25 protein-coding genes and 1 pseudogene are annotated in these 25,627 nt (G+C 70.7%); 15 read left to right on the top strand and 11 right to left on the bottom strand.

All coding sequences use genetic code 11. The annotated features are described in order from the left end of the window. The first annotated feature begins 125 nt into the window (after positions 1-125). On the top strand, positions 126-707 hold the full coding sequence (gene tpg, locus ACFQ87_RS33045) for a telomere-protecting terminal protein Tpg (protein ID WP_380614578.1): 582 nt from the start codon (positions 126-128) through the stop codon (positions 705-707). 555 nt (positions 708-1,262) lie between these two features. Here the strand turns inward: tpg and ACFQ87_RS33050 are convergent. Then, positions 1,263-3,845 carry a DUF6493 family protein gene (locus tag ACFQ87_RS33050; protein WP_380614579.1) on the bottom strand — a complete coding sequence of 861 codons (2,583 nt, stop codon included), beginning with the start codon at positions 3,843-3,845 and terminating at the stop codon, positions 1,263-1,265. Next, entirely contained in the window at positions 3,842-5,248 is a 1,407-nt protein-coding gene (locus ACFQ87_RS33055) for an SWIM zinc finger family protein (protein WP_380614580.1), read from the bottom strand. The genes ACFQ87_RS33050 and ACFQ87_RS33055 overlap by 4 nt, the downstream gene beginning before the upstream one ends. A 274-nt stretch (positions 5,249-5,522) precedes the next feature. On the opposite strand from ACFQ87_RS33055, the gene ACFQ87_RS33060 reads away from it, so the two are divergent. Next, on the top strand, positions 5,523-6,119 hold the full coding sequence (locus ACFQ87_RS33060; RefSeq protein WP_380614581.1) for a hypothetical protein: 597 nt from the start codon (positions 5,523-5,525) through the stop codon (positions 6,117-6,119). 692 nt (positions 6,120-6,811) lie between these two features. Here the strand turns inward: ACFQ87_RS33060 and ACFQ87_RS33065 are convergent. After that, entirely contained in the window at positions 6,812-7,255 is a 444-nt protein-coding gene (locus ACFQ87_RS33065) for a hypothetical protein (protein WP_380614582.1), read from the bottom strand. A gap of 120 nt (positions 7,256-7,375) precedes the next feature. On the opposite strand from ACFQ87_RS33065, the gene ACFQ87_RS33070 reads away from it, so the two are divergent. Then, positions 7,376-7,603: a hypothetical protein gene (locus ACFQ87_RS33070; RefSeq protein WP_380614583.1), complete on the top strand. Its 228-nt coding sequence runs from the start codon at positions 7,376-7,378 to the stop codon at positions 7,601-7,603. Between the two features lie 189 nt (positions 7,604-7,792). Here ACFQ87_RS33070 and ACFQ87_RS33075 read toward each other — a convergent pair whose 3' ends face one another. Beyond that, complete coding sequence (locus ACFQ87_RS33075; RefSeq protein WP_380614584.1) at positions 7,793-8,257, bottom strand: hypothetical protein; 465 nt, start codon at positions 8,255-8,257, stop codon at positions 7,793-7,795. Positions 8,258-8,316: 59 nt separating this feature from the next. On the opposite strand from ACFQ87_RS33075, the gene ACFQ87_RS33080 reads away from it, so the two are divergent. Next, positions 8,317-8,664 (top strand): hypothetical protein, encoded by a 348-nt coding sequence (locus ACFQ87_RS33080; protein WP_380614585.1) that lies wholly within the window; start codon positions 8,317-8,319, stop codon positions 8,662-8,664. 85 nt (positions 8,665-8,749) lie between these two features. Here the strand turns inward: ACFQ87_RS33080 and ACFQ87_RS33085 are convergent, their stop codons facing one another. Further along, positions 8,750-9,115, bottom strand: coding sequence for a hypothetical protein (locus tag ACFQ87_RS33085; RefSeq protein WP_380614586.1), 366 nt, complete (start codon positions 9,113-9,115; stop codon positions 8,750-8,752). 63 nt (positions 9,116-9,178) lie between these two features. Between ACFQ87_RS33085 and ACFQ87_RS33090 the strand changes: the two genes are divergently transcribed. The 4 genes from ACFQ87_RS33090 (at position 9,179) to ACFQ87_RS33105 (ending at position 13,562) form a co-directional block, all read left to right on the top strand. Then, entirely contained in the window at positions 9,179-9,547 is a 369-nt protein-coding gene (locus tag ACFQ87_RS33090) for a hypothetical protein (RefSeq protein ID WP_380614587.1), read from the top strand. A gap of 426 nt (positions 9,548-9,973) precedes the next feature. Continuing rightward, the gene (locus ACFQ87_RS33095; RefSeq protein WP_380614588.1) at positions 9,974-10,630 is read left to right on the top strand and encodes a hypothetical protein; all 657 of its coding nucleotides are present in this window, start codon (positions 9,974-9,976) and stop codon (positions 10,628-10,630) included. 440 nt (positions 10,631-11,070) lie between these two features. Beyond that, positions 11,071-12,120 (top strand): IS110 family transposase, encoded by a 1,050-nt coding sequence (locus ACFQ87_RS33100; RefSeq protein ID WP_380614589.1) that lies wholly within the window; start codon positions 11,071-11,073, stop codon positions 12,118-12,120. Between the two features lie 770 nt (positions 12,121-12,890). Then, on the top strand, positions 12,891-13,562 hold the full coding sequence (locus ACFQ87_RS33105) for a DUF402 domain-containing protein (protein ID WP_380614590.1): 672 nt from the start codon (positions 12,891-12,893) through the stop codon (positions 13,560-13,562). A 23-nt stretch (positions 13,563-13,585) separates the two neighbouring features. On the opposite strand, the gene ACFQ87_RS33110 is transcribed toward ACFQ87_RS33105, so the two are convergent. Continuing rightward, positions 13,586-13,747, bottom strand: coding sequence for a hypothetical protein (locus tag ACFQ87_RS33110; RefSeq protein ID WP_380614591.1), 162 nt, complete (start codon positions 13,745-13,747; stop codon positions 13,586-13,588). Between the two features lie 260 nt (positions 13,748-14,007). Between ACFQ87_RS33110 and ACFQ87_RS33115 the strand changes: the two genes are divergently transcribed. From ACFQ87_RS33115 to ACFQ87_RS33125, 3 genes and pseudogenes are all read left to right on the top strand, one after another. Further along, entirely contained in the window at positions 14,008-14,412 is a 405-nt protein-coding gene (locus ACFQ87_RS33115) for an STAS domain-containing protein (protein ID WP_380614592.1), read from the top strand. A gap of 6 nt (positions 14,413-14,418) precedes the next feature. After that, positions 14,419-14,652, top strand: coding sequence for a DUF6296 family protein (locus ACFQ87_RS33120; RefSeq protein WP_380614593.1), 234 nt, complete (start codon positions 14,419-14,421; stop codon positions 14,650-14,652). Positions 14,653-15,453: 801 nt separating this feature from the next. Then, positions 15,454-15,988 (top strand): annotated as a pseudogene (locus ACFQ87_RS33125) (transposase); the annotation flags it as partial. Between the two features lie 22 nt (positions 15,989-16,010). On the opposite strand, the gene ACFQ87_RS33130 reads toward ACFQ87_RS33125, so the two are convergent. From ACFQ87_RS33130 to ACFQ87_RS33145, 4 genes are all read right to left on the bottom strand, one after another. Next, the gene (locus tag ACFQ87_RS33130) at positions 16,011-16,415 is read right to left on the bottom strand and encodes a hypothetical protein (protein ID WP_380614594.1); all 405 of its coding nucleotides are present in this window, start codon (positions 16,413-16,415) and stop codon (positions 16,011-16,013) included. Positions 16,416-16,494: 79 nt separating this feature from the next. Beyond that, positions 16,495-17,523 (bottom strand): hypothetical protein, encoded by a 1,029-nt coding sequence (locus ACFQ87_RS33135; protein WP_380614595.1) that lies wholly within the window; start codon positions 17,521-17,523, stop codon positions 16,495-16,497. A 249-nt stretch (positions 17,524-17,772) separates the two neighbouring features. Further along, positions 17,773-18,417: a response regulator gene (locus tag ACFQ87_RS33140; protein WP_380614597.1), complete on the bottom strand. Its 645-nt coding sequence runs from the start codon at positions 18,415-18,417 to the stop codon at positions 17,773-17,775. A 50-nt stretch (positions 18,418-18,467) separates the two neighbouring features. Further along, entirely contained in the window at positions 18,468-19,634 is a 1,167-nt protein-coding gene (locus tag ACFQ87_RS33145; protein WP_380614599.1) for a sensor histidine kinase, read from the bottom strand. Positions 19,635-19,801: 167 nt separating this feature from the next. On the opposite strand from ACFQ87_RS33145, the gene ACFQ87_RS33150 reads away from it, so the two are divergent. The 3 genes from ACFQ87_RS33150 to ACFQ87_RS33160 all read left to right on the top strand — a co-directional run bounded on the left by ACFQ87_RS33150 (position 19,802) and on the right by ACFQ87_RS33160 (position 22,757). Then, the gene (locus ACFQ87_RS33150; RefSeq protein WP_380614600.1) at positions 19,802-20,170 is read left to right on the top strand and encodes a hypothetical protein; all 369 of its coding nucleotides are present in this window, start codon (positions 19,802-19,804) and stop codon (positions 20,168-20,170) included. Positions 20,171-20,198: 28 nt separating this feature from the next. Next, on the top strand, positions 20,199-20,423 hold the full coding sequence (locus tag ACFQ87_RS33155; RefSeq protein WP_380614601.1) for a hypothetical protein: 225 nt from the start codon (positions 20,199-20,201) through the stop codon (positions 20,421-20,423). A gap of 342 nt (positions 20,424-20,765) precedes the next feature. Next, positions 20,766-22,757 carry an ATP-binding protein gene (locus ACFQ87_RS33160; RefSeq protein ID WP_380614602.1) on the top strand — a complete coding sequence of 664 codons (1,992 nt, stop codon included), beginning with the start codon at positions 20,766-20,768 and terminating at the stop codon, positions 22,755-22,757. A 246-nt stretch (positions 22,758-23,003) separates the two neighbouring features. On the opposite strand, the gene ACFQ87_RS33165 is transcribed toward ACFQ87_RS33160, so the two are convergent. Continuing rightward, on the bottom strand, positions 23,004-24,365 hold the full coding sequence (locus ACFQ87_RS33165) for a hypothetical protein (RefSeq protein ID WP_380614603.1): 1,362 nt from the start codon (positions 24,363-24,365) through the stop codon (positions 23,004-23,006). Positions 24,366-24,616: 251 nt separating this feature from the next. Between ACFQ87_RS33165 and ACFQ87_RS33170 the strand changes: the two genes are divergently transcribed. Continuing rightward, positions 24,617-25,096, top strand: coding sequence for a hypothetical protein (locus ACFQ87_RS33170; RefSeq protein WP_380614604.1), 480 nt, complete (start codon positions 24,617-24,619; stop codon positions 25,094-25,096). Positions 25,097-25,627 lie beyond the last annotated feature (531 nt).

Here is a 25,627-nt window from a genome sequence, read left to right on the forward strand (position 1 = left end):
GTTTCTTCTTCTCCGAAAAAGGGTACCCCCCTCTCCCCTCCTTCCTCGCCCGCTGTCCCCCCCCACTCACTGCCATACGACACGACGCCGTCCCGGCCGGGGCGGCGGGAAGGACCTGATGCCCCATGAGCCGGGAGACCGACGAGGGCCTGGAGCGCGCCGAGTGCACCCGGCCCATCCCGGTCCACCTGAACACCCGGGTCAAGTTCCTGTGGGAGAAGGTCGCCAAGAACGACACCAAGCGCCTCGCCCAGGCCGCCGGAGTCTCGGTGCGCACCGCCCAGCGCTGGGCCCGCGCCCTGACCGCCCTGGCCGAGGGCGAGCTGACCGGCGACATCCCCATGACCCGGGCCAACGCGGCGAAGGTCGAGCGGGCGGTACGGGCGGCCTGGCAGCCGCGGGTGAAGCAGCGGGTGCGCCGCGACGCCGAGCAGCGCGGCTTCATGCTCCACATCCAGGCGACCTTCGGCTACAGCGCGGCCGGCGGCTCCACCGACGACCCCCGCCCCCGGATGATCACCCAGAAGATGCCCGGCTCGGTCGCCCGGCGGCTCTACGAGGCCCGCGACGCCGGCGCCAGCCAGGCCCAGCAGGAAGCGATCCTCGCCGAGGCCCTACGCGACGAGTACTTCAAGGACGGCGGCCGCCGCGCCCGCGGCCTCGACGTCGAGCTCAACGACGTCGCCTGGATGGACATCGAGCTGTAGAAGGACCCTCCAGCGGCCCCGTGTCGCCGAAATTGTGACTGAGCGCTTCAGCTGGCGGATGAGCAGTTGAGTTGGCGGGTTGAGCGCTTGGCTGATGCCGACTGGACCACGCAGCGGCTGGCCGGCCTCGCCGTGCACAGGCTGCCCACGGCGCGGTCCCGCTGCCGCCCGCCGAGGAGTTCGCCGCCCTGGTCGCCGAGTTCGACCGGATGCGGGTGCTGGTGGCCACGGCGTGGATGCAGGCCGCGGACCAGCTGGCGGCCGTCCCGGACGCACCCACTGCGCTGACCAGCCCGTACTGGTACGGCCGGGCTTGCCCTGCGCCGTCTACCACCTGCACGACATGGCCGACGGCATGGAACCGCGGGGCCAGACCAGGAGAAGAGCGCATGGGCCCGTTCCCGGCATTGGAGCTGCCGGAAACGGGCCACAACGCATTCCGCCGCCTCGCCGCGCCTCGACCGACCTCGGTGGGTATCCGGTCGCGCCGGAGGGCGAGCGCGCCCCCGCCGAGCAGGGGACGGCGGTCTCCGCGTAGCTGGGGTGAGCCGCCTCTCAGCTCGCCGTCAGCACGGCGTGCAGTGCCCGGGCCTCCTTCAGCAGGCGGGAGGAGCCGCGCCGGGTCGCCAGCGCCTCGATCACCGGCAGCGCGTCCGTCGCGCCGCTGCGGGCGGCGCAGTCGGCGGCGATGGCCAGTAGTTCCGGCACGCCGCGTATCGGCTCCGGGGCCAGCAGGCCCGGCAGGGCGGCGCGGAGGACCGACCAGACCGTCCCGTAGGCGCCGGACTCGGCAGCCTGACGGAGGGTGAGCGGCACCCGGTTCAGCGGGGCCACGCCGCAGCGGACCGCCTCGGCGAGATCGGCGCCGAGGCGGTCCGCGTCGAGCGCGTCTTGGGCGGCGAGCAGCAGCAGCGCGTCCACGGCGGCCGTGCGGTCCTCCGCCGTCGCCGCGCCGAGCGCGCACGCCACCGTCAGGTGGACCCCGGGGCCGGCCGGACCGCCCGCCTCGACCAGCTGCGGCAGCAGCTGCGCGCCCTTGGCGCCGTACTGGGCGGCTTCGATGATCGCGTTGCCGAGCCGGACCGCCAGCTCCTCGCGGTGGCAGGGCAGCACGGCGAGGGCGTAGGGCGTCGCGATGTCGCCGTAGGCGAGGATGTGGCGTCCCTCCCCGTCCACCATCGGGTTGAGCATCCGGCGTATGTCCGGGTGGAGCAGGGGCTCCTGATCCGGCGCGAGCCCGGGCTGGGTGACGCGCAGGCACGCACGCGGCCCCGCCCCGGCCGGCAGCCGCTCGGTGCGCTGGCCGGGCAGCCCGCCCTGGGCGAGCCACTGGGCCAGCCGTCGGCCCTCCGCCGAGCGGAGCTGCACGGCTGCCGCCTGCACCGCCGGATCGTCCGTCGGCAGGACGCGGAGCAGCGCCTGGCTGAAGTCAGCCGCGCCGACCTCGCCGTCCGCCGCCTCCAGGGCGGCGATGCGCTCCACCAGCACGGCCGCCTCCAGCCCGCCGTCCGCGTAGCTGGGCGTGGCGACGAGGAAGGGCGTGCGTCCGAGCACGATGAGAGCGGCGGCCTCGTGCACCCGGGTGGCGTGGACGGCGCTGAGGCGCTCCTGATGTTCCGTCCGGAGCGGGCCCTGCCCCTGCAGCATGGCGTGTGCCCGCGCCTCGGTGACCTGACCTGCGGCCGCGGCCGCGGCGAGGGCGATCCAGGTGTGGTCCGGAGACCAGACGCTGAGCGTCTCGGCCCACTTCTCCTCGCCCAGCACCGGCTTCAGCGCCGCCCGGAGCGCCTCCCCGTCCCGGAACGCCTCGCGGACCAGGCCGGCCAGCGTCCGCTCGAAGGCGGCGACGCTGTCGTCGCCCGCCAGCACGGCGGCCAGCTCCTCGGCCACGCCGGCGGGATCGTCCAGCGGCTCGGCCAGCGGTACCGACTGGGGGAGCGGCGGCAGCAGCTCCTCGTAGGGCGCGGCGGCGTCCGAGGCGGCGGGGGTGTCCAGGCCGAAGAGCGCCACCGCACTGGCGGCCTGGGCCGGACCGAGCAGCTCGGTCGCCGCCCGCAGTTCGGGCAGCAGGGCAGGACCCGCCACCTTCAGGTGACGCGCCGCCACCTTGAGCGCCCGCTCCTGCAGTTCCGCGTCGCTCTGCCCGAAGGCCAGGGCCGCGCCGCGCACGGCCGCCGCCGCCCAGTCCGGGGAGCGCCGACCGGAGCGGTCCAGCCAGGTGAGCTGGGCGCGCAGCAGCTTCTTCTCGCTGCGGAAGAAGACCGTGGCCGAGGCCTCGGTCAGGTGCTCCGGCTCCAGCAGGCCCGCGGCGTCCGCCTCGGCGAGCTGTGCCTGGCCGAGGGCGGCCACCGGCGACAGGCTGTCCAGCAGCGGCAGGTAGGCGCGGATCCGTGCGGCGGTCTCCTCCGGGGTCGGCGCGAGCTGCTCCAGCAGCCGCTGGAAACCGCGCTGGTCGCCCGGCCGTCCGCCGCGCGCCAGCCGGGCCAGGCAGCGGTCGAGTATCTCGTCGCGCTCGACCACGCCGGCCTCGATCAGCCCGAGGACCGCGCCACGCCACGCCTCGCCCAGCTGGTCGCCCGCGCCGACGACATCGAACATCCCGAGGAGCAGCGAGGGGGTCGACGACGCCTGGACCAGCCGGAGCACCAGCTCGCGTCGGTACTCCTCGGTGGCGTAGGGCGGGACGTGGTGGCGCTGCCACGCAAGCACCACTCCGTCCGTGACCGGCACCGGCTCACCCGCGGCGCGGGCGAGGCGCTCGACGGCCGGGTACTCGTCGCCGAGCCAGGCGGTGGGCCGTCGTTCGGCGATCCTGCGCAGCACCTCCGACTGCCACTCCGGACTCTGTTGGTCGACGACGGCCAGGACCGTCTCGTTCTGCCAGACCACGATCCCGGCGGGGGAGCCGATGCCGTTCGCCCAGGAGAACGCGGCGGAGGGCGCCGTGTTGCAGCCGAGCCCGGCCACCAGCAGGGCCAGCTTGTGGCCTCCCGAGTGCTCCCACCAGGCGACGGACATCTCCTTGCGGCGGCGCTTGAGTTCGGGCAGCAGGGCCCGGCGCTCCGCCGGACCCAGTGCGGCCAGCGCAGTCACGACGCCGTTGGCATCCCCAGCGTCCACACGGTCCAGCAGGCTCATCGCGCCGCCCTCTCCTTCACATCGTTCGAGGCGGCGCTCTCCGCCGCCAACCCCACCGCCAGCACGTGCTTGCACGGCCCGCGCCCGCCCCGGTACTTGGCCCACCAGAGGCAGGTGCACCCCAGCGAGCCGTCCGCCGCGCGGCGCACCCGCTGTACATGATCCTCCACGTGCACCATCGCCCCGCCGTCCCTCTCCGGGCGGACGGCCCCGGCGGCGACCAGTGTGCGGGCGGCTCGCAGCCGCGGGTTGCGGGACTCGGCGCGGCCAGCGTCGTAGGGGAGTTGACGGTGGAAGAAGGCCGCCTCGGCGGTGTCGTAGCCGACCTGCCCGGAGGTGCCCAGCCAGGTCAGCGCCGCGCGGACCCGCTGCGACGACAGGCCGGCCTGCTCGGCCAGCTCCGCCACGTCGATCCGCGGCTCCCGGGCCAGCAGCACCGCGACCAGGTCCGCGTCCTGCTCGCTGCCGGCCGATGCCAGCGCGTCCAGCACGCCGCCCTCGCCGGAGAAGCCGCGGGCCGGGTCGGGGGAGAGGGTGAGCGTCAGCCGCATGCCCGGGAGCTCGACCTCCCAGGCTGAGCTGGTCGGCCGGGTGTCCCCGGCCGTCAGCGGCGGGCCGTAGATGCGCAGCGCGCGAGCGTGGCGCAGCACCCGCTGCAGCGCGACGAGTCGCTGCGGGCCGGGCATGCAGACGGCGCCGGGCACGGGCCGGCTGGTCGGCCGCGGCAGCCGCCCGGTGGGGACGACCCACTGCGTCGCGCCGGCCGTGCCGCGCGCACCCCCCGCGCCTCCCGCCGTCAGCGAGCGCAGGAAGCGGACGGCCTCGGCGGCGGGCAGCTCGGCACGCAGGTCGAAGCTGGCGGCTACCACCTGCGTCTCGGCGAAGCCGCGTAGCCAGCGGTCCGACAGCGGAACCTTCTTCTCCACCAGCGGGCCGTCCGGCGTGGTGACCTCCAGCGCCTCGGTGCCGACCGCGAGCCGCAGCGGCTCGGCCGGGCCGAGGCGGCCGAGGGCGTCCCGCAGCGGGACGTTGACGTCGACATTGGTGGTTCCGTGGCCTATCCCGCCGCCGTCCAGGCCGGACTCGAGCACGTCGAGCCGGGCGTAGACGCCGCCGCAGCCGGAGAAGGACTCGAAGCGCAGCCGGTCGCCGTTGGCGGTGACCACCGGGTCCGGCGAGGCGGGCAGTCGGGGCTGGTAGTAGCGTGCCGCGGCCACGTCCGCGACCGCGAGCAGCCCGGCGGCCGCCGCCGAAGGGGCTGTCAATATCCCCTCGAAGAAGCGCGGATGGGCGACCTCGCCGAAGGGCGTGGCCCCACCGGAGGTCTCCAGCCCGAGGCGCCCGTGCAGGTCGTCCAGCACGGAGGAGCGCAGATAGCGGTACGCGTGAGCGGCTTGCGTCATGTCGGGAACGCTAGAGCAGGGGGCTGACAGCGCTCGGCGCCGGGCCTGCGGCGACGGGGCCCGGGCGCTCAGTCGCCCGGGGGCGCCTCCCTCAAGCTGCCGCGCCAAGCGGGGCGAAGACGAGGCCGAAGACCGCAGCGATCACGACTTTGACGAGGGGCAGCCTCGGCGGCTCAGGCGATGGCAGCGGCTGGGGGCAGCGGCACTCGCGATCGGGGTGCTGGCGGGGGCATGGCCGGCCTGGCAGGAGTGGCGACCCAACTCCTTCGCCACAGTGCCCGCGTCCTCGTGCTACGGCACGCTGGACGAGCAGACGCTGCGCGCGCTCATGGTGGACAACGAGGACGTCAAGGCGGCGCAGGGCCCACTGCGGACGGCCCACCAGAACGACATCGCCCACATGTTGGGCAGCTGTGGTGCCAAGCAGGGCGAACACCAGCTCGTGAACGTGCTGGTGAACCAGGACGGGGGCTATCCCGAGCCCCCGCCGACGGACATACACACGCCGAAGCAAAAACCCTCGCTGCTCCTGCAGCCAGTTCTCTTCGCCTACGACAAGGACAGCGGCGGGAACTTCACCAGCGAAGGCACCAGAGTCTACTTCCGCTGCTGGACCCAGTCCCATGAAGCCGACCACTACTCGGTCCCGTACTTCATGGACGTCGTCGTCCTCGGTCGGGCCGCCGGTTACGGCCGCGACCAAGGACGGTTGACCCTCCAACAGCGCCAGCTGCTGGCCGACTCGGCCTTGAAGCTGGCCAAGGTGGTCTCCACCGAGCTGCGTTGCGATGCCGGTGCCCAGCTTCCGGCCGAGCCGCCGGCGGACTCCTACGGCCCCGCGACGACCGACTGGATGAAGCCGGTGGAATGAGCGGAGCGCGGGAGGCCGGCTGGCCACTCCGCAACACCGGTCGGCGCCGCCGGCTGGTCGTACTGCTGGGACAACGAGTCTTTCTCCGACGGCTCCGGCCCACAGGTGCCGCTGGATATCCCCTGTCGACGCGGACCCCGCCACCGTGGCCCGCGTCCTGGAGCACGTGATGGCCGACGAGAACGACCCGGCCCGGTGGGAAGGGCCCGACCGCCTGTACGAAGCCGTCCTCGACATCTGGCGGGCCAGTAGCTGAGACCGCGCCGCCGGATGGCATGTTCGCGGCCGGAAAATTACAGGTCAAAGCCCTGGCCATCTGCTGATCAGCGGGTCTAGCATTCCCGCCACGGCGGCCCCACCACAGCATCACCGGGCCGCCGAGCAGAGCAGCCGCGCCGCGGCTCGGCGCTGCTGGCCTCCCATCGGCCGGGCCCCGCGGAACACCCCCCTCACTTCCCCGGGACCCGGCCGTGCTGCGCCTCACTCGCCCGGTTCCCGGCCGGGACGGTCCTCAGACGCGTACGTCCCGCCGCTCTCCCAGGGTGCCCGCTGGTCGGTGTGGCGCTCGGACTGGGGCGTGTTGGTCGGCACTGCTGAGGCCGAGGGTGTCGTCGTCGGAGGGCGGTCAGGAGTGGGCCAGGGCGTCGGCCTGCAGGAAGTCGAGCACGCGGCCAGGGCGAGGGCGTCGTCGATCACGTTGCACAGCGCGGGCAGTTCGCCACCGGGTCGTTCAGCACGGTGCCCGGCATCGCCGCGGCCACCGCGCACACCGCCGCCAGCGTGACCCGCTCGCCGGCCTCCAGGACCGGGAGCCCGTCGGCGAAGGGGCTGCCGGTGACTACGCTCGCAGTGAGGCCGTAGTGCAGTTCCTCGTCCAGCGGACCCTCGCCGCCGGGAACGATCTCGCGGCCGCTCGCCTGCTCGATCGCGTCGGCGGCCCGCTCCACGACGGTGCGGTGCCACTCATCCGTCTGCCGGGCGACCAGCTCCCGCACCCACCCGCCAGCCCGCCGCCCGGTCTCGGCCGCCAGGGCGAGCACCTCGTTCACCGCCTGCTGCCGTGCCCGCTCCGGATCCTGCTGCTCCTGGTCCTCGACGGCACCGCCGCCCGGGTCGAGTGCGGGCAGGGAAGTCACGTTCGTGATGACCCGTCAACCCGGCGGCCGCCCTCCAGGTCACGGCCCAGCCGCACGCAGCGCTCCGCCCGGGCCGAGGCCCGCCCCGCGAACCGGCGTCCGGGTGACAGGATGTCAGCCATGAGTGATCAATCCGGGCGTCCGGTGCGGCGCCAGCTGATCCAGCCGTTCTCCCACCCCGACGCCGCAGTCGACCAGCCGCTCGGCGAGCGGTTGCTGCCCGTGGAACGCTCGCCGTTCTCCGCCCCGGCCCCGGGCGCGCCCGACACCGGGATCGACCAGGTCCCCTTGCAGGGGATCCGGAAGCGCCTGGGCCCCGGCGGTCTCGCCGCCCAGGGTTCCGCCTGACACCACTCCGCAGTGGGTCGGCTCGCCGGCCTGGGCGACGGCATGGGCCGGTTTCCGGGGCGGCGTGCGCGTCGGCGTATTGGGCAAGCTGAGAAGAAGACACCGATGCCGTCAGGATCGCGGCGCGGCCAAATCCGGGCGCCCCGGCGGCCCATGGCTCCGCTGGCTGGTGGGGGGCTACCGGCGACCCTACTCGGGCGCGCCCGGCGGCGCCGAGAGCGCCGACGGTGCTGGCGGCGCCGACAGCGAGATGAAGCCGAAGGAGAACGGCGGCTCGCGGCGGAGCTCGCGCCGGTCGCGCGGCTCGGCGTCGTCCGGGCGGTCTGGGTGGGTGACCGCGCGCGGCCCGAGGTGGAGAGGGCCGAAGCGCACGTCTCGATGGAGGCGGTCGAGGACGTCGTGGCCCTGGGCGCGCAGCGCCTCGGCGACCTCGTGGGCGGGCCGGCCGAGGACGTCGACGCCGTGCAGGCGCACCGGGCATCGGGATCCGGCATCGGAGGGGCTGCGCGAGACTGACAGGAACGCGAAATCGCCATCGGCCCGGGCGGACAGGGTGACCATGATGCCCGGGAGCGAGAAGCCCAGGGCCCACGGGGTGCGGCAGACGGAGGCCGGGGAGAGGCTGCCCCGCAGGACGTCCTCGTGCGGCGCCAATGCCCGCCGGACCTCGGCTCTGGTGAGCCCGAAGCGGAGCTCGGCCAGCGGGGCGGGCAGTGGGGCAGACAGGCGGAGTCCGCGGCCCGGCAGCAGATCGATGGTCACCTGGTCATCATTCCCGATCACCACCTCGGCGTCCGGCGAAGTCACCAGCCCGGACCGGCCCAGCACCGGGTGCGGGGCTGCGGCGCGGCTTCCAGCTCTTCCTCGGCCTGGCCCGCCTGGAGGCGCACACGGTCGATAACCAGGTTGCCGTCTCCTGGCGCGGTGCCGCCGTCGCCCTGAACGGCAAGCCGGTCAACTGGTCCGGCATCAACATCTACGAACTGGGCGGGGACGGCCTCATCCAGGACGCCAAGGCGTACTTCAACCCCGCCGCCTTCCAGGCCCAACTCGCCAGCTAGCCCCGGATCGCAGGCACCGGCACGGGCTCGGAAGAACGGATAGCGCGAGCCCGTACCGGACCGACACCAACGAACACAGGCCGCATCAAGCCATCGCGAACGCCCGACCCTCTGCGCTCTTCCCCAGCCGATCGACACCCCGGAGCAGATCGCCCGAATCGACAACATACGCCGGACCGACCGACTCGGCGGCCTCCTCCACGAATACCAACATGCGGCCTGAAAAGGGAGGATGACCTCTCGGCAAGCGCAGGGTCGTCGGCCTGGTTCGCCGCAAGGCTTCCTCGACCTCCGCGAGCGCCCCGCGCACCGAGGCCGACGAGGCCGCCGAAAGGCGCTTCCCGGTGTTCTTGCCGTCTGTGCTTTGGGGACCATCGGTACAGCTGCTGGCGCAGAAATTGATCATGATCGGCTGGGTGCGAAGCGGGGCAGTATCACTCACAATACGCATCAGACTGATCGCAGCGTGCAATGATCATGGATGTTGCGTCCTCTTGCCGAAGGATTGTCCGCCATGTCCATTCAGCTGACCGCCATCCGCACTCAAAACACCCTGCCCGAAGTTCCCACCCTGGGACTCACGTACGTTTCGACCCTGGACCTGTTCAACACGGATGGATCCCCGGCGGGTTCGGGCGTCGCGAGCAGCGCCATCGTGGACCTGACTCCAAGCGGGCCGGTCGTTCTCTCACAGATCGTGCTCGCGCTAGCCGGTGGCGAGCTCCAGTACCAGCGCGTGATCGACCGCTTCGGCAGCTACCCGCGCACCGCCGCCGGAGCCATCCTGGGGGGCACCGGCGTATACCGGGGCAGCAGCGGTGATGTGGAGATCACCTGGCCCAACGAGGACAGGATCGACCTCACCTTCAAGCCTGTGAGCTGAATCGATCTCAGCGCCGACGGCTGCGCCGGTCCTCGACCGCCCTCGGTCGAGGAAGCGAGGGCGGCCGCGGTCCGGCGGGCCAGGTCCGACTCGCTGGCGAGGAGCTCCCAAGTGCCGTCCGCGAGCTGGAGGTTCGCCTCATGGACGACCTGCTCGACTGCCTTCGGCATGGCCATGGCGGCACCCTATCGACGGCAGGACCAGCAAGGTAGCTCGCCATGTCGGGTATGACCTGTTGGTCGTGGTGGCGACCGAGGTGTAGCTCCGACAATTCCTCGCGCCGGCCGCCGTCGGCCTGGCATCATCCGCTCTGCGCCCGGGGAGATCCAGCGGGACGCAATGTGCAGGCGTGGTACGGGTGGTGGGGGTGCGATGGACGCGTGGTCGGGGAACTTGAGCAAGCCGAAACGGCGGCGGAGGGCGCCGTTGGCTGTTCGGATCGCCGGGCGGGTTCTGTTGGTCGCCGTCGGCCTGTCTGCTGTCGGTTTCGGTTTCGTCCAGTTCTCGGAGGCTTTCGAGACCTTGGGTGCCCATCGCGGTGTCCCCGTGTGTGGTACGGCGGAGGCCGGGGCGGGTACCGATTGCCTGCACCAGGAGAGCGGGTGGGTCACGAGGAAGTACGCGGAGGATGGAGACGACTCGACGTCCTTCATGTTGACCGTCGCCCGTGAGACGGCTCCGAGCGGCGACTACAGCGTGAGCGGCTCCTTCTACGGGGACGTCAAGGTCGGTTCCGTCGTGGACTTGAAGGTGTATCGGGGCGCGGTGGTCCGGCTCGCGTACCGGGGGCACGAGGCCGAACACCTGAACATCCTCTGGAGGGTCCTGATCGAGGCGGCGGTGCTGATCGGCGTCGGCACGTCCGCGATCGCCCACGGTCTCGCCGCGCCGCCGGCGCGGAAGTGGTGGGTCGCGGTTTCGATGACCGTTCCGACCGCGGTGGCGGTGATCGCGGGTTCCGCCCTCCTCGTGTCGGTCCAGTGGCCGTTCGCCGTTAATCTCGGCCTTTCCGCCCTGGGATGGCTGGTTATGCTGGCCGTCACCTGGTCGGCGGTCGACTACTGGAACTTCCGCGGGGTTTGAGCGCCCGGTCTGCCGCGAGTGCTCGAACCGGTACACCGACAGCGAGTGGCACCGGTCGCGGTCCGGCTGGGGCGCCGGGCTGTGCGACGCCTGTGTCCAGGCCGCCGCGGACCGGAAGCGGGCCGAGCGGGCCGCCGCCGCCGCCGCCGCAGCCGCAGCGAGGCCCCGCTCCTGGTGGCGCCGCTCCTGACTGCCGCCCCGCCCCGGTCTGACGGGGTGGTACTGCAACACGCTGCAACGCGAGCGGCCGCCTGGCTGCCGTGTTGCAGCCTGACCTGCGCCGATGCGCGGGAACCGGGCCGGGGAAGGGCGTGTTGCAGCCGCGTTGCATCCCGCTCCTCAGGCCTGACCTGACCCTATGAGGGCCGGGCCCCCTTCCGTGCTCAGCCCGGCGATGCTTATCGTCCGGGTACACACGAGCTCGGGAAGGAGGCCCGGCAATGTCTGTCTACGTCGGGATCGACGTGCACCGCAAGAGGTCCCAGATCGCGGTGGTGGACCACGACGGCACGGTTCAGGTCAACCGGAACGTCCCCAACGGAGTCGAGACCGTGCTCGAGGTGATCGGGGACCTGCCGATCGGAACACCGGTCGCGTTCGAGGCCGCTTTCGGCTGGGGCTGGCTGGTCGAACTCCTCGAGGACTACGGCTACGACCCGCACCTGGTCCACCCTCTGCAGTGCAAGGCGATCGCCTCCGCCAGGCTCAAGAACGACAAGGTCGACGCCGCCACCCTCGGCCAACTGCTTCGCGGCGACCTCCTCCCGGAGGCATGGATCGCCCCGCTCGACGTGCGCCAGCAACGCGCCCTGCTTCGCCACCGCGCCCAGCTCGTGCGTCTGCGCACCCGCCTGCGCAACCGCATCCACGCCGTCCTCGCCGACCTCGGCCACGACCGGGCGGGCGGATTCTGCACCGCACCCGGCCGCGCCTGGTTGGCCGAACTACCGCTGCCCGACGCCTCCCGCCGCGTCGTGGACGACCTCCTCGCGGTCATGGACGGCCTTCAGCCGCCGATCGACGCCCTCGACAAGCAGCTGAACGCACAGGCACGTGGTGATCCACGCGTTGCGGCACTCACCCAACTGCCCGGCGTCGGCACGCTCACCGCGCTGATGATCGTGGCCGAAGTGGGGGACGTCAGCCGTTTCCCCTCCGCGCGCCAGCTCGCCTCCTGGGCGGGGCTCACCCCCACCGTCCGCAACTCCGACCGCACCGTCCACCACGGGCACATCTCCAAGCAGGGCTCGCCCTGGCTGCGCTGGATCATGTGCGAGGCCGCCCAGACCGCCAAACGCCACCCGCTGTTCGCCCCCGCCTACCAGGAGATGGCCCGCCGCCGGGGCAAGAAGATCGCCACCACCGCGGTGGCCCGCAAACTCCTCGCCCGCGCCTACCACGTCCTGCGCGAGCTCCACGACCAACAGACCACACCGCACCGGCGGGCTGCCGCCCACCGGCCGACACCGACAGCCACACACTCCGGGTGAGCTCGCACCCACCGCATGAGACGGCAACCCGCCGCGCTCGATGACCTGACTGAGCAGCCCGGTCCCCCGAACCACGGCCATGGCGCCGGCCTGGGCCGGACGCCGGATGGGTGCATGTGACACCACGCATCGGCCACATTCCCGGGGGACGCCAACCCGCTGTCACCACAAGCACTTTCAGAACATCCCGGCGAACCATCATCGGTCGCCGCTCGTCGGCGTCCAGCTCGTTCGTCCTCGCCTGCTCATCCCTCGCAGGCTCCGGGCGCTCCAACTGGACCCCTCCCGCACGGCGACCAACCCGAACAACCGCCGGGACGGCCCGGAGAACAGCCCCGGGAGGCCACCACACCTCCACGGGTGCACCAGCCTGCCAATTGACAGGCCCGGCCCTCATGGGTGCGGCGGGGAGTTTCGCCCCCCGGGCTGTGGTGAGTTCGCCCGCCCCGGGCGGCCGTCCGCCGGTGAGTTTTGGGCGCCAACCGGTGAGTTTCGGGTGTCGGTACAGGTCAACGGCCGGTGAGAACGGCCGCCGCTGGGCCGTCCGGGTGGCGGCCAGAGGCCAGGCGCACCCACCGGCGTCGCCGTCCGGCAGCGCCGGCCGTCCCCGCACCCGCTGCTGCGATCCGCACCGCGAGGCCGCCGGCCCCGGCCCGACCGCACGGCGCGGGCGGGTGCTGCCGCACCTGGTCCAGCGAGCACCTCACACCCGGTGGGATGGTCGTGAGGACCACCTGGCACGAGCCCGCCTGCCGGACCTGGGGCCGGCCGTGACCACCCCCGCCGGGCCGGGCGCCCGCTTCGAGTCCGGCGCCAGGGTCGTGCGCCGCGACATCCACGCGGGCAAGGTGTGGTCCGCCCAGCCCTACCGGGCACTCGCCGACACCGGCACCGTCCTCGAACTCGCCTACTGGCCGGGCATCCGCTCCCTCGCCCCCACCACCTGGACCACGGCGCTGCGCACCGGCGACGACGCGGTGCGCAAGAGCGGCCTGACCAACCTCGCGGCCGGCACCTGGATGCTTGACTCCTGGGCCTGGCAAGACACCGTCCTGCGCTCCCGCTTCGAGCCGGGCGAGTGGTTCTCCGCGCACCATTTCCAAACCCCGGCGGGGGAGCCGCTGCGCCTGTACGTGAACTTCGAGAAGCCGGCGGTGCGGACGCGGATCGGGATCGACACCCTGGATCTGCTCGTCGACTTGGTGGTCGAGCCCGACCTGTCCGGGCACCGGTGGAAGGACACCGACGAGTATGCGCACGGCCGCCGACTCGGGTTCATCACCGACCAGGACCATCGCCTGGTCGAGCAGGCCCGCGAGCGCGTCCTCGGCTTCCTCCAGGACCGCGCGGGGCCGTTCGCCGCCCCGTGGCCCGCCTGGGCACCGGAGACGGACTGGCCGCTGCCCCAACTGCCCGATGGCGCCGACCGGGCGGCCCTGTAGTGTCGCCGCGTGACCCAGCCACCTCAGCGGGGCACGCCCCGCCGGGCCATGACCGCGGGGTAGGCGCGGACGGCGAGCCGGGCCGCGAAGAGCGCGGCGAGGTGCCCGGGGCCGGGGCGGGCGATCCGGTTCGCGTCCAGGTCGTCGCAGCCCAGGCGCCGCGCGATGGGGGGCCGCGAACGCACACCGCGATGTCCACGGGCCGGGCCTTGTGCCGGTGACCAGGTTGTGGTCAGGGTGGCCGAAGCCCGCGCCGGGGACCGGGCACGGCGCGCCGGGGTTCGATGAGGGCGGCAGTGCGGTCACACGAGGGCGGATGTCCGGCAGAGCCCGGTTTGAGCGGTCGCCCCCGCAGGCCCGGCGCCTCGTGGGAGTGGCGCGGAGCCGGGCGGGGGGAGCAGGCTCGAAGGCGGACAGCTTCCTTCGCGACAGGAGGGGCCCGCTCATGTCCACCCGGCGCTCCTTCCGATCCAGGAACCCCGGCGCGCTCGCGCCGTTGCTGCAGGTCACCGTCGTCACCGTGCCCGGCCGGGCCGTGGTCGTCCGCCTTGACGGAGAGGTCGACCAGGACCAGCGCCGGCGCCTGGAAGCAGCTCTGGGCAGTGCGGTGGCCCTGCGGTCGCCTCGGCTGGTGGTCGATCTCGCCGGTTTGGGCTTCTGCGACTCCTCCTACCTGAACGCCCTGCTCGGCGCCCGACTGGCTGCCCAGGGCGCCGAGGTCGAGCTGCTGCTGGCAGCCCCCACCGCACAGGCGCGCCGGCTGCTGGAGATCACCGGCACTGATGAGCTCTTCACCGTCTGCGACAGCGTGCGCGCCGCCCTCGGCGACGCCGGCGCCGAAGCCGGGTGAGAGCCCGTGGACACCCCGCAGCGGTACGCGGTCACCCTGCCCGGCACCCCGGGCGGGCACGCACCCCCGGAAGTTGTCATCGTCCACGCCACAGGCGAGCGGAGCGCAGACGGGGCGCCGGTCTACGCCGACGCGGCGGGCACGTTCCGGGTGGAGATCCGGGCGGGCGTGGCCCTGCCGCTGGATGCCGCGCCGGAGGCCGGCCGGCACACCTGCCTGCACGCGACAGCCCTGCCCTGACCCACTACGGCCGGACGGCACTGTCTGATCGAGGCGTTGGACAACCCGGACAACCGGGCCGTGCCGCCTACAACGAGCGCCAGAAGGCCCGCGAGAAGAAGGCTCGCCAGGCCGACCGGGAGCTGATGCAGAGCCTGGCCTGTGCCGACTGCGGCGAGGTTCCCAAGGCGGAGAGCACGTACGAGTACGGGGTCCACGGCCGGTGGACCCGCCGTCCCGGTGGCCGCTGCTACCCCTGCCACCACAAGTACGAGGAACGCCAGGAGAAGGCCGCCGCCAAGGCCCTCAAGCGCCTCGAGAAGGCCCGGGAGACCAAAGTCTGGATGAGAGCCCTGTATGCGTCGGGTGGGCCGGGGTGGCCGGTGCTGGAGCTGCGGGAAATGGTCGGCCCTGACTGGCTGGACCGCCCGGAGTGGAGAACAGGCCCGCACGGCACTGGACTTGGGCCCACTGCTGTTGCCAGCCCCTCTCATGAAGACGCAGGTCAACCCCGAACAACCGGCGTGTTGTTCGCCAGGTGACGGGACGCTACCCAATGGATCGGCAGAACGTCAGAACGGGGGACCGTCGTGCCACGGGCCGTAGGCCAAGGGCAGTGGGTGCCTGGGGGCGGGGTCGCTGAAGGATGGCCAGGGCGTCGTCGATATGGTCGAGGTCGATGAGGTAGCCGGCCAGAGCGTGACTGTTGGCGTGGCCTTGCTGCCGAAGGACGGTGACGGCCTCCTCGGTGCGCCCGGCGTCGGCGAGCAGTCCGGTGACGGCGGAGGCCGCGTAGGAGTCGGCTCCTTCGGGGTGGTTCCGGGCCTGGTCGATTCGCAGTCGGTGCCTACTGCCGACACTGTTCCCGCCACCACCAGGGGATTCGACGCAGGCAAGAAGGTCAAGGGCCGCAAGCGGTTCATCGTCACCGACACCCTCGGCCTGCTGCTGGCCGTGCACGTCGTCGCGGCCAGTGTCCAGGACCGCGACGGCGCTCGCCGACCGTTGCTGTGGACCCGCCTCGACCACCCGAGCGTCAAGAAGATCTGGGCAGACCAGGGCTTCGCCGGCCGCCTGGTCGACTGGATCACCACCGTGCTCGGCCGCGAGCTGGAGATAGTCCGCAAGGACCCCGACCAACGGGGGCTTAAAAGTCCAGTCGAAGCGGTGGGCGGTAGAACGTACCTTTTCGTGGCTCACCGCCCACCGGCGCCTGGCCCGTGATTACGAGACCAGTCCCGTCCGCTCCGAGACGATGATCCGCTGGGCGGTGATCGGCATCATGGTCCGCGGCGTGACCCGTGTGGGGCCGGCTTCCCGGGCGGGTCGGCGCCCATTGACGCGAACTTCGGCCTGATAACGAGGCGGGGGCAGCAACATCAGTCCAGCTCGTCTTCGTCTCCGATGAGCAACGTCACCATCGTTTCGAGACGCTCGTCGCTGACCTGCGGAACAGTCCAGTTATTGCTGCGCGCGTGCTCGATGAACGCTGGGTCGAGTTCCACGTGGTAGTGCCCCACATAGTGGGCCAGCTCGGAGTACCACAGCCAGTGTCCATCCGTGAGCAGGTGCAGCCCTCCGATGAAGGCGCCACTCTCGCTCAGCACGTCAGGCACAGCCGAAGGCGTGGCGACCAGGGTCGTTCCGGCGCGCAGGTACCGAACCAGATCGCTTTCATGCTCCGGCGCAGCCGTCCGCACCGCAGCCCGGATCGACGGCCCGTCGGGACTGCCGTACTCCAGTTCCTTGAAGCCGCCGACGATGGGAAACCTGTCGAAGATCACCTGGCCGAGCCTAGAACACCCTCCGGGAGGCCACCGACCCAGATCTCAAACGCGGTCTGAGTGGTGGAACGTGCACGTGTCATGCCTGGGGCTTCTGCAGCCAGTCTGCTTCGGTGGTCCAGAACATTTGGCGCGCACCGAGGTAGTCGTGGGCGAAGTCCGTGAACCGTTCGCGGGTGTACGGCTCACCGGTCTTGGGGTCTTTGGCGTTGATGTCGGGTTCCTGAACGGCCATCGCGACGAGGGGAAGAGCATCCTTGTATTCGTGGAGGAACTTGTAGGAGTTCTCCATCTGGTACTGCCGGTCCGGCAGGGTGTCCGGTCCTCCTATGCCGATCTTCTGGCCCCTGGCGAGGTCGAACATCTCCTTCATGCGCTTGTGGTCGTCGTCATCCGGCAGGAAGTTGATGTACTGGATGAACTGTGTCCTGGTGAAGACCTTCTTGCCGTAGCGCATGTTGTCGATCTCGGCATCGATGTAGGACTTCGAGGTGTACTTGGTTTGATCATTCTTGGTGTCCACCTCGACCGCGGTCTCCGGAAGGTTCACCCCGGCGAGCTTGCCGTCGAACTTCTCCGCCATCGCCTTCAGCATGGCCTGGAAGTCTGCGCGTACCTCTTTGTTCCACTGCGCGGCCATGGCCCCATGGGTGGTGGGGTTGTCAGGGTTCTCGTCGACCGTCGGCGCGACCCCGCCCTCGTCCTTCACATATTGGGGAACGCCGGCGTCCTTCATGGCTACATCGAAGAACCGATCCTGAACCTGGACGAACAGTTTCTTGTGGCGTTCCTGGAGATACTTCAGGGCAATGTCCAGCCGCGACCACTTGTATTCCCCCTTCTTCCCCTCAAGGGCCTTCCAGGGCACCACCACCTGTACGCCGCCGATGTCCGTACGGTCAATCATGGCCTTGACCTTGGGGTCCTCGCCGGACGTCGCATCCTCAAACGCGCCAAGCGACATGTACAGATTGTCCGACACCTTTCCGCGGGACACCGAGGCGGCGGTCTGGTCGGGGGCGGGAGCCGCGGCGGCCACCCCGACGGTGGCCGCCAAGGTCATGGCCGTGAGGACAACAGATCCGACCGCACCACGTTGCATCATCATGAACAAGAGGCTAAGAGAACGTTCTAAGTGAAAGATAAGAGTGTCCGCTGTCACTCCCGGTGTCAGCACTCACCGCCACCGACCCTGACGGCCCGTAACGAAGTGTTGGTTTTCTCGTGTACAACGTCCGCCTTCCAGAGCAACCCCGTCATCTTCTCCGGGCGGTCGGTGGGAAGCCTGATGTTCAGGTCGTAGCACCATGGGAGGCCCACCGTACGGGCAGGGGCCATGGGAGCACAGGGGTGACGGTCAGCTGACGATGCCGTGTTCCCAGGCCCAGGCTGCGATCTCCACGCGGTTGCGGGCCGGTAGTTTGTCCTGGATCCGGCTGAGATGGCTCTTGATGGTGCTGAGGGAGAGGACCATCTGCTCGGCGATCTCGTTGTTGGTGCGGCCGCGGGCGACCAGGGTCACGACCTTGAGTTCCTGAGGGGTGAGGCGTCGCGCCGCGGCGGCCGCGGTCTCGGCACGGGACGGCTTGTTCAGGTGCTCGAGGAGTCTGACGGTGACGGACGGCGAGATCAGGGAGTCGCCGTTGACCGCGGCGTGGACCGCCTCTACCAGCAAGCGGGGGCCGGAGTTCTTGACCACGAAGCCGCTGGCGCCGGCCCGCAGGGCGCCGTAGACGTATTCGTCCAGGTCGAAGGTGGTGACGATGACGATCTTCGTGCCGGACGCTGCCGCGCCCTGCTCCTGACGCAGGCGCTTCGTCGCTTCGAGGCCGTCGAGTTTCGGCATGCGGATGTCCATCAGGCAGACGTCGGGCTTCAGCCGGCGTACGGTCTCGACGGCCTCGAGGCCGTCGGATGCCTGGCCGATCACGGAAATGTCGTCCTGACTTTCCAGGATGAGTCGGAATCCGGTCCGCACCATTTCCTGGTCGTCGGCGATCACTACTGAGACGCTCAATGCGGGTTCTCACTCCGTACCTTGATGGGCATCGATCACTTCACGGGTATCGATGCCGACAGTTCCCAGCCGCCCTCGGGCATGGGGCCGCAGGTGAGCTCGCCGCCCAGCTCGGCCACCCGCTCCGACAGGCCGATCATGCCGAAGCCGCTGTGCCGGAACCTCCCTCGGCTGCGGTGCTGTCCGGTGGCGTTGTCACGTACGCGGACGACCAGCCGGTCTCCGTCGGTTCCCAGCATGACGTGCACGGCGGTGGCCGTACGGGCGTGTTTGCGGATGTTGGTCAGGCCTTCCTGGACCAGCCGCTCGACGGACTTGGCCAGTTGTGGTGACCAGGCGGAGCTGTCCACGTCGTCAGCCTTGTCGAGCCAGGCGTGCTGTCCGGGTGCCGGGAAGCGGTGGACCAGTTCCTCGATCGCCGTCATGGCGGGGGTGACCGGTGCCGATGTCCTGGGGCCGCCGGGTTCGCGCAGCAGGCGGACCATGCGGCCCATGGCCACCAGCCCTTCCTGGCCGGTCCTTTCGATGTTGGAGAACAACTGGCGGGCCATAGCCGGGTCACGCTCGGCGGTGTGCTCTCCGGCCTGGGCCTGGACGACCATGGCCGTGACGTAGTGGGCCACATGGTCGTGCAGGTCACGGGCGAGGTCCAGGCGTTCGGACTGGCGCACCTGCTCGGCTGTGGCCTGGCGCCTGCCGTCCTCGGTCCGCAGATAGCCGCCCAGCAGCACGAAACCCACCGGCAGCAGGGTGAACAGCTTGTCGATTCCGTCGAGTACGGGCAGATCCGACAGGGTCGGAGCGCGGCCGGCAAGGCGCACCACCGCCACGAACAGCGGCACCGCCGACATGGCGAGCGGCAACGGCCGTGCGTACCGGCAGGCCACGCACAACAGCATCAGGAGTCCGATGAGTTCGGCCCATCCGGGGGTGCGCTGCAGCACGGTGCGCTCCACCAGTGAGGTCGTCAGCAGCGAGACGGCCGCCGCGGCGACGGACAGCGCGCAGGCCGTCCAGTGCCGGCCGGCCCGGTACGCCGGCACTGATCCGGCGGCCGTGACCAGCGCCAGGACGCCGCTGGCGACGACTACGAGCCCGATGCGACTGCGGCTCACCACACCTGCGTCCAGCACCAGGAGCAGCACGCCGACGCACGCTGCGGCGACGGCGTCCGGTGCGGGGCGCAAGATCGACAGGGACATGGAGAGGAGGATAGACGACCGCTCGCGGGCCCAGCGGGCGGGGAGAGGATACGTACTTTCGGCCGATGCCGCTCCCGGGAATGCGGCCTTTCGGCTGCTCCGGACCTGCCGAACGCAGCCCAGAATGAACCGCGTACCAAACGGCCGACGCGTCATCAGGAGGCGCCGTGAAGTTCCCCGCATCCCGTACCTACGTCAAGTCACTGCTCGTAACCGGTGCTTCGGTCATGGCAGCGGTGTCACTCACCGGCTGCGGCCTGTTCGGCAAGAGCTGGGACGTGAAGATGGAAGTGACCGGCCCCGGCACCACCGACGTCAGCTACAGCTTCTCCGGTGAAACCAACGCGAAAACCGCAGCGCAGCAGCGGTTGCCCTGGACCAGCGCGCAGAACGTCGGTTTCGGTTTCAACGACCTGGTAGTCAAGAGCGCGGATCCCGGCGCGGTCTGCAGCATCTACGTCGACGGCAAGCTCAAGGATCAGCAGAAGCCTGACGCCAAGGGCAACCTGTCGTGCTCCGTCGATCTCAAGAACTGATCGGATTGGCCGGACTCGGATACCTTCGGTGTCCTTCGGCCAGCGCTCTCGTCAGCACGTGGACCTGTCGCTGACCGACGCGATGTGGTTCTACAACTACGTGCACGTCGGCGACCCCGTCACCATCACCGGGTCGCCCGGCGGCGACGCGCAGGCCGACAACGGCTACACGTCGTTCGACCCGTCCTGGCAGCAGTGGGCCGGGGGCAGCGCGAACGGCCCGGAGACCACCACGGTCGGCGTCTCCGACTGATTTGGCCAAGGCGTCGGACACGGCACCTGGAAGAGGGGCGAGTCGAACGTGAGGCGACGCCGGGATGTCTCTGCGGATTGGGAGTGGAGCTCCGGCCCCACGCCCCGCGGCAAGGCCGCTGGTGGCTGCGGCGGACGGCGTCGGCTGTGCGTACGCCAGGTGGAGAACGGATTACTCGCCGCTTGGTGCTTGAATCAGGCCGGTGGAATGGCGGGAAGCAGCCTTATCGGTTGGAGAACACCGTCGCGCGCCTTACAGGGCGTGCGTCGGGCGTGGTGGGGATCTCCGGGCGGGCCTGCTGTCCGGAGCCGGTGCACGGGAACGAGGGCTGACATGGCGTCAGTGGGAGAGCGGCTGAATCGAACGCGGCAACGGGCGTTCATCGGGCGGGACGGGGAGCTCGTCCGCTTCAGGAAGGCACTGGCCGGTGATCCAGCGGCACCGTTCGCGTTCTACCTGCATGGTCCCGGGGGTATCGGAAAGTCGTCGCTGCTGCGGCGTATGGCCGACGAGGCCAGGGAGGCAGGGCGGCTCCTCCTTGAACTGGACGGCCGTTTCGTCAGTCGGGACCCGGCCGACTTCGAACGCGCCGTCGGTCCTTTCCTGGACGTTTCCGGAGCGGTCCTGTTCGTGGATTCCTTCGAGCATTGTCAGTGGCTGGAGAGCTGGCTGTGGCAGCAGTTCCTGCCCCGTGCGGCGGACGACACTCTGGTGGTTCTGGCGGGCCGGCTGGCGCCGGAGCCGCAGTGGACCGCGGATCCTGCCTGGTCCGAGGTTTTGTACGTCCGTGAACTGGAGCCGTTCTCCGAGCAGCAGGCTCGGAGCCTGCTGCTCGCCACAGGGATTCCCAGCTCGCTTCGGGAGGATGTACTCCGCTTCGCCGGTGGGAACCCGCTGGCCCTGTCCCTCGCCGCCGCGGCCGGAGCTGCAGGCTGGAGCGGTGAAGGGATCTGGGTACCCTCGGCCGAAATATTGGGGATCTTGTTGGCCGGGCTGGTCGGTGAGGTTCCGACAGCGGCTCACCGCCGGGCGCTGGAGGTAGTGGCACAGGCTCATTCGACCTCCGAGGAACTGCTCACCGCGGTCCTGCCCGAGGAGGACTCCCATGAGCTGTTCGACTGGCTGAGGAACCTACCGTTCATCGAGTCCACGCATCGCGGGCTCTACCCACACGATGCCGCACGCGAGACCCTGGTAGCCGACCTGCGCTGGCGGGCACCCAGTGCCTTCACGACGATGCGCCAGCGACTCGCGGAGGAGTACCTGCGACTGCTGCGCGAGGCATCCGAGGAACGCGTCTGGATAGTCACCGACGAAATCTTCTATCTCTTCCGCGAGTTGGCGAGCCTCGCGCGCCTGCGCACCTGGTCCCGCGAGAACGAGGTGCACGCGCGTTCGCTCCAGCCAGAGGACATCGATGTCGTCCTGCGCATGACCGAGGAGACGGAGGGAACCGAGTCCGCGGACCTGGTGCGCTACTGGATCCAGCGTCAGCCGCAGGCGTTCAATGTCTTCCGTGGCGTCGCCACCGGTCAATGCGTGGCCTTCACGACCCGGCTCGTCCTGCCCGCCCCGCCCGATCCCCAGGACCTGGCCACCGACCCCGTTGTCGCGGCGGCATGGGCGCACACCGAGGCCACGACGCCCGTCCGCCCCGGCGAGCACATCGGCATGACGCGCTTCTCCGTCTACCCAGAGCACTACCAGGTCCCCTCCCGGGTCATCGACCTGAGCAACTCCAGAGCCCAGGCCGAAGCCGCCAGAGCCCGCGGGCGGGCGCACGGCTTCGTCGTCTACCAGGACGCCGAAGCCTGGGCCCAGCGCTTCCGCGGGGTCATGCACGACTGCGGCGCACGACCGCGCGTGGGCCAACACACCTACGGACTGTTCGTCAACGACTGGCGGCAGGTGCCCGTCGAGACCTGGCTGAGACACCTCATCACCGCGACGGACGTGCCGGCCCCGTCCGGCCCCTCGGGCATCCCGCGCACCGGGTTCGACCAGGCTGTGCGCGAGGCCCTGCCGCTGTGGCACGATGCGGCCGCCTTCGCTGCCTGCGCGCTGACGCGTACCCGGCTGGCGGCTGACTTCACCGATCCCGCCGGCCAACTGCGCACCCTGCTGCGCCGGACGGTCGACGGCTTGGCCGGTGACCCGCGCGGCGTGCGCGCGCGTGACGCCCTGACGGCCGGCTACTTCTCCGGTGCGCCCACCCAGGAAGCCGCCGCCCGCCGTCTCGGCCTCCCGTACGGAACCTACCGACGCCACCTGCGCCAGGGACTGGACCTGCTCTGCGAAGCCCTGTGGCAGCAGGAGCTGCACGGCCCCCGGTAGGAAGGCGTGGCCAGGACAGCGACCTTGGACCCTGACGGTCGTGACGAAAACGAGTCAGGGACTGGAGGGACCGGGATCGGGACCGGGAGTCACAGCCGTCGCTGCCGGGTGTCACCCCCGCCTGCCGCCGTGTCCCGCAGGTGAGAGGCGACGAGCCTGTGTGGTCGGGTAGCCAGGTCACGGCAAGATCCGGCTACCCGACGCACAGGCCGCTTCGTGTTCCCAGGGGGTGGGCGGTCGGTGGGCTCAGTTGACGCAGTGGTCGACGGTGATCGGGCTGCCCTTGCAGTTGGTGGGGTGGTTGTCGGAGATCGCGGAGTCCTCGAAGACGGTGAATTGGGTGTTCGTCCAGACGCCGCCCGCGTTGGTGGTGCTGGTGCCGTTGCCGGAGCTGTTGTCGGTGACCTTGGTCTTGATGAGCTGAAGGTTGCCCGAGAAGCGCTGGCCGGTGTCGTTGATGTTGTAGATCCCGCCGCCCTGTGAGTTCGCGTCGGTGGTCTTGTTGCGCACGACCTTGACGTCGTCGAGGACCAGGCCGCGGTTGTTCCAGAGCCCGCCGCCCTGGCCGTTCACTCCGGTGACGCTGTTCTCGCTGATGGTGCTGTGCCGGATCTCAGCGGTCTGGCTGGTCCACACGCCGCCGCCCCGGCTGGCCGCCGTGTTGTCGGTGATCCGGCTGCCCTCGATCTCCAGGACGTTGAAGTTGTTGATGCCGCCTCCCTGTGAGGCGGTGTTGCCGCTGACGTTGGTGTCATGCAGCTTCGTGTGGTCGAAGTTTTGGATGCCGCCTCCCTGGCCGCCTGCCGTGTTGTCGGTCACGACACTGCTGTTGAGGTTGACGGTGCCGAAGTTGGTGAAGACGGCGCCGCCGTCGAAGGTCGCCGAGTTGTTGCTGAGGGTGGTGTTGTCGGTGTCGGTGGTGCCGCCGTCCTGTCGCAGCCCGCCGCCCAGCGAGCCGGCCGTGTTGGACATCACCCGGGAGTCCTTCAGACGTAGGGCGCCGATGTTGCCGATGCCGCCGCCGCCGTCGGTTGACGTGTTGCGGGTGGAGTGGTTGTCGCTGATCGTGCAGTGGATGATGCTGGCTTGCCCCTGGTTGGCGATTCCGCCGCCGTAGCTTTGGGCGGTGTTCCCGGTGACGGTGCTGTCGCTGAGGCGCAGCTCGCCGCCCTTCTGGACGAGGATGCCGCCGCCGGTGTCGCCGGCGGGGTTGGACACGTTGCCGCCCTTGATGGTGAGGTCGTTCAGAGACAGGTCGCCGTGGGGGCCGGCGATGTCGAAGATACGGAAGAGCGGGGTGCCCGGGGCGTCGTCGCGTTGGATGGTGGCGTCGTTGCCCTTGATGTGGATCCGCTGGGTGATCACCGGCAGTCCGTCGGCGTCAGCGAAGGCGGTGGTGAGGTCGTAGGTGCAGTTACGGTCCAGCGACAGCGTCCGGCCGCCGTGGCTGTTGGCTTCCTCGATGGCGGCGATCAGCGCGCCGGGGCTGCACTCCACGTGCCTTACGTCGTCTTCGTGGCCGCCGACTGCCGCCGACGCCGTAGGACCCGTGAGGGCGACCAGAAGCAGCGCCGCGGAGGCGGACAGCAGGGGACCGCTCAGTCTCATGGATGTCTCCTCGGGAGATGGGGCAGCCCGCCGTCTTGAGCGGGCTGGCCGGTATACCAAGTGGGGCAGGTCGGACGGAGGCATCGAAACACCGGACCCGAACGGGCCAGTCGTGTACCACGCGTGACTGATTGCCAGTCCACTCGGACGGCCGCACGCAGCCAGGGCTTTCACGGCTTCCCGATCCGCCGCTGGATTCCCGAGTAGCAGCCCGCCCCGTACCACCCGGCCGCCGAAGGAGACGTACCGCCGTGGAGACCGCGACCACCACCGTCGAGCAGCACGCCCGGACCGGGACGTCGGTCGTCCCGGCGAAGGGCGCGGCGAAGGCGGCGTTCGAGGCCTCGCTGCGCCGCCAGGGCGCCCGCACGCACGACCTGCGGCTGTGGCCCACCGTCTACCCGCCGACCGGCCACGAGGGCTACCCGCCCGTCGCCCTGGTCCTCACCCCCGGCCGCAAACGCACCCGGCCCGGCGCCAAGCCCCTCACCCCAGAGCAGCAGGCCGCGAAGGCCGAGCGCGACCACCGGCGCCTGCTGCGCCGCCTTGAGGCGGTGGAGGACGGCTCCGCCGCCTACTGGAGCCCGCGCCCGTACCCGTTCGCCGGGGTGACGGCCGGCAATTACCATCTGGCGCTGCCGGTGGTCGCCACCATGCTGCAGCTGCTCGATGCCCACGGCGCGACGGCCAGGGGTGGCGGCGCTTCGGCCGCCGCGGCTGGCATACCCTGACCGCTGCGCTGGACAACCCGGACGGCGACCGGCTGCTCGCGGTCGAGCGTAAGGCTGCGGCCGCCGCCCGCCGCGCCCGCGAGGAAGCTGAACGGGAGGCCGAGCGCCCGGTCTGCCGCGAGTGCTCGAACCGGTACACCGGCAGCGAGTGACGCCGGGCGCGGTCCGGCTGGGGGCGATGGGCTGTGCGACGCCTGTGGCCAGGCCGCCGCGGACCGGAAGCGGGCCGAGCGTGAACGCGCGGACGCCGAGGCCGCCGCAGGCCTCGGCCGGGTACCCGGCCGGGCCGGTTGTGCACCGGCCGGGCCCCGGAGGGATGCGCATGCGCACGGTGGCGAGCAGGCCGGTGCGCATGCGCAAGGGGGTGCTGCGCAAGGCGTTGCGCATGCGCAGCGGGACAACCAGGGCCGGGTGTTAACTTCTTGACGAAAATCGCCGAGCCGAGCAGCGAGTTCAGCGCTCCGGGGCGCCGACCCACCGAGGGGGGGGGGGGCGGGGGAAGGTCGAGTGTCTGGTTTTCCCCAGCGCCTG

It is taken from the genome of Kitasatospora sp. NPDC056531 (assembly GCF_042794375.1).
In the GTDB taxonomy this organism is placed as follows: Bacteria; Actinomycetota; Actinomycetes; order Streptomycetales; family Streptomycetaceae; genus Kitasatospora.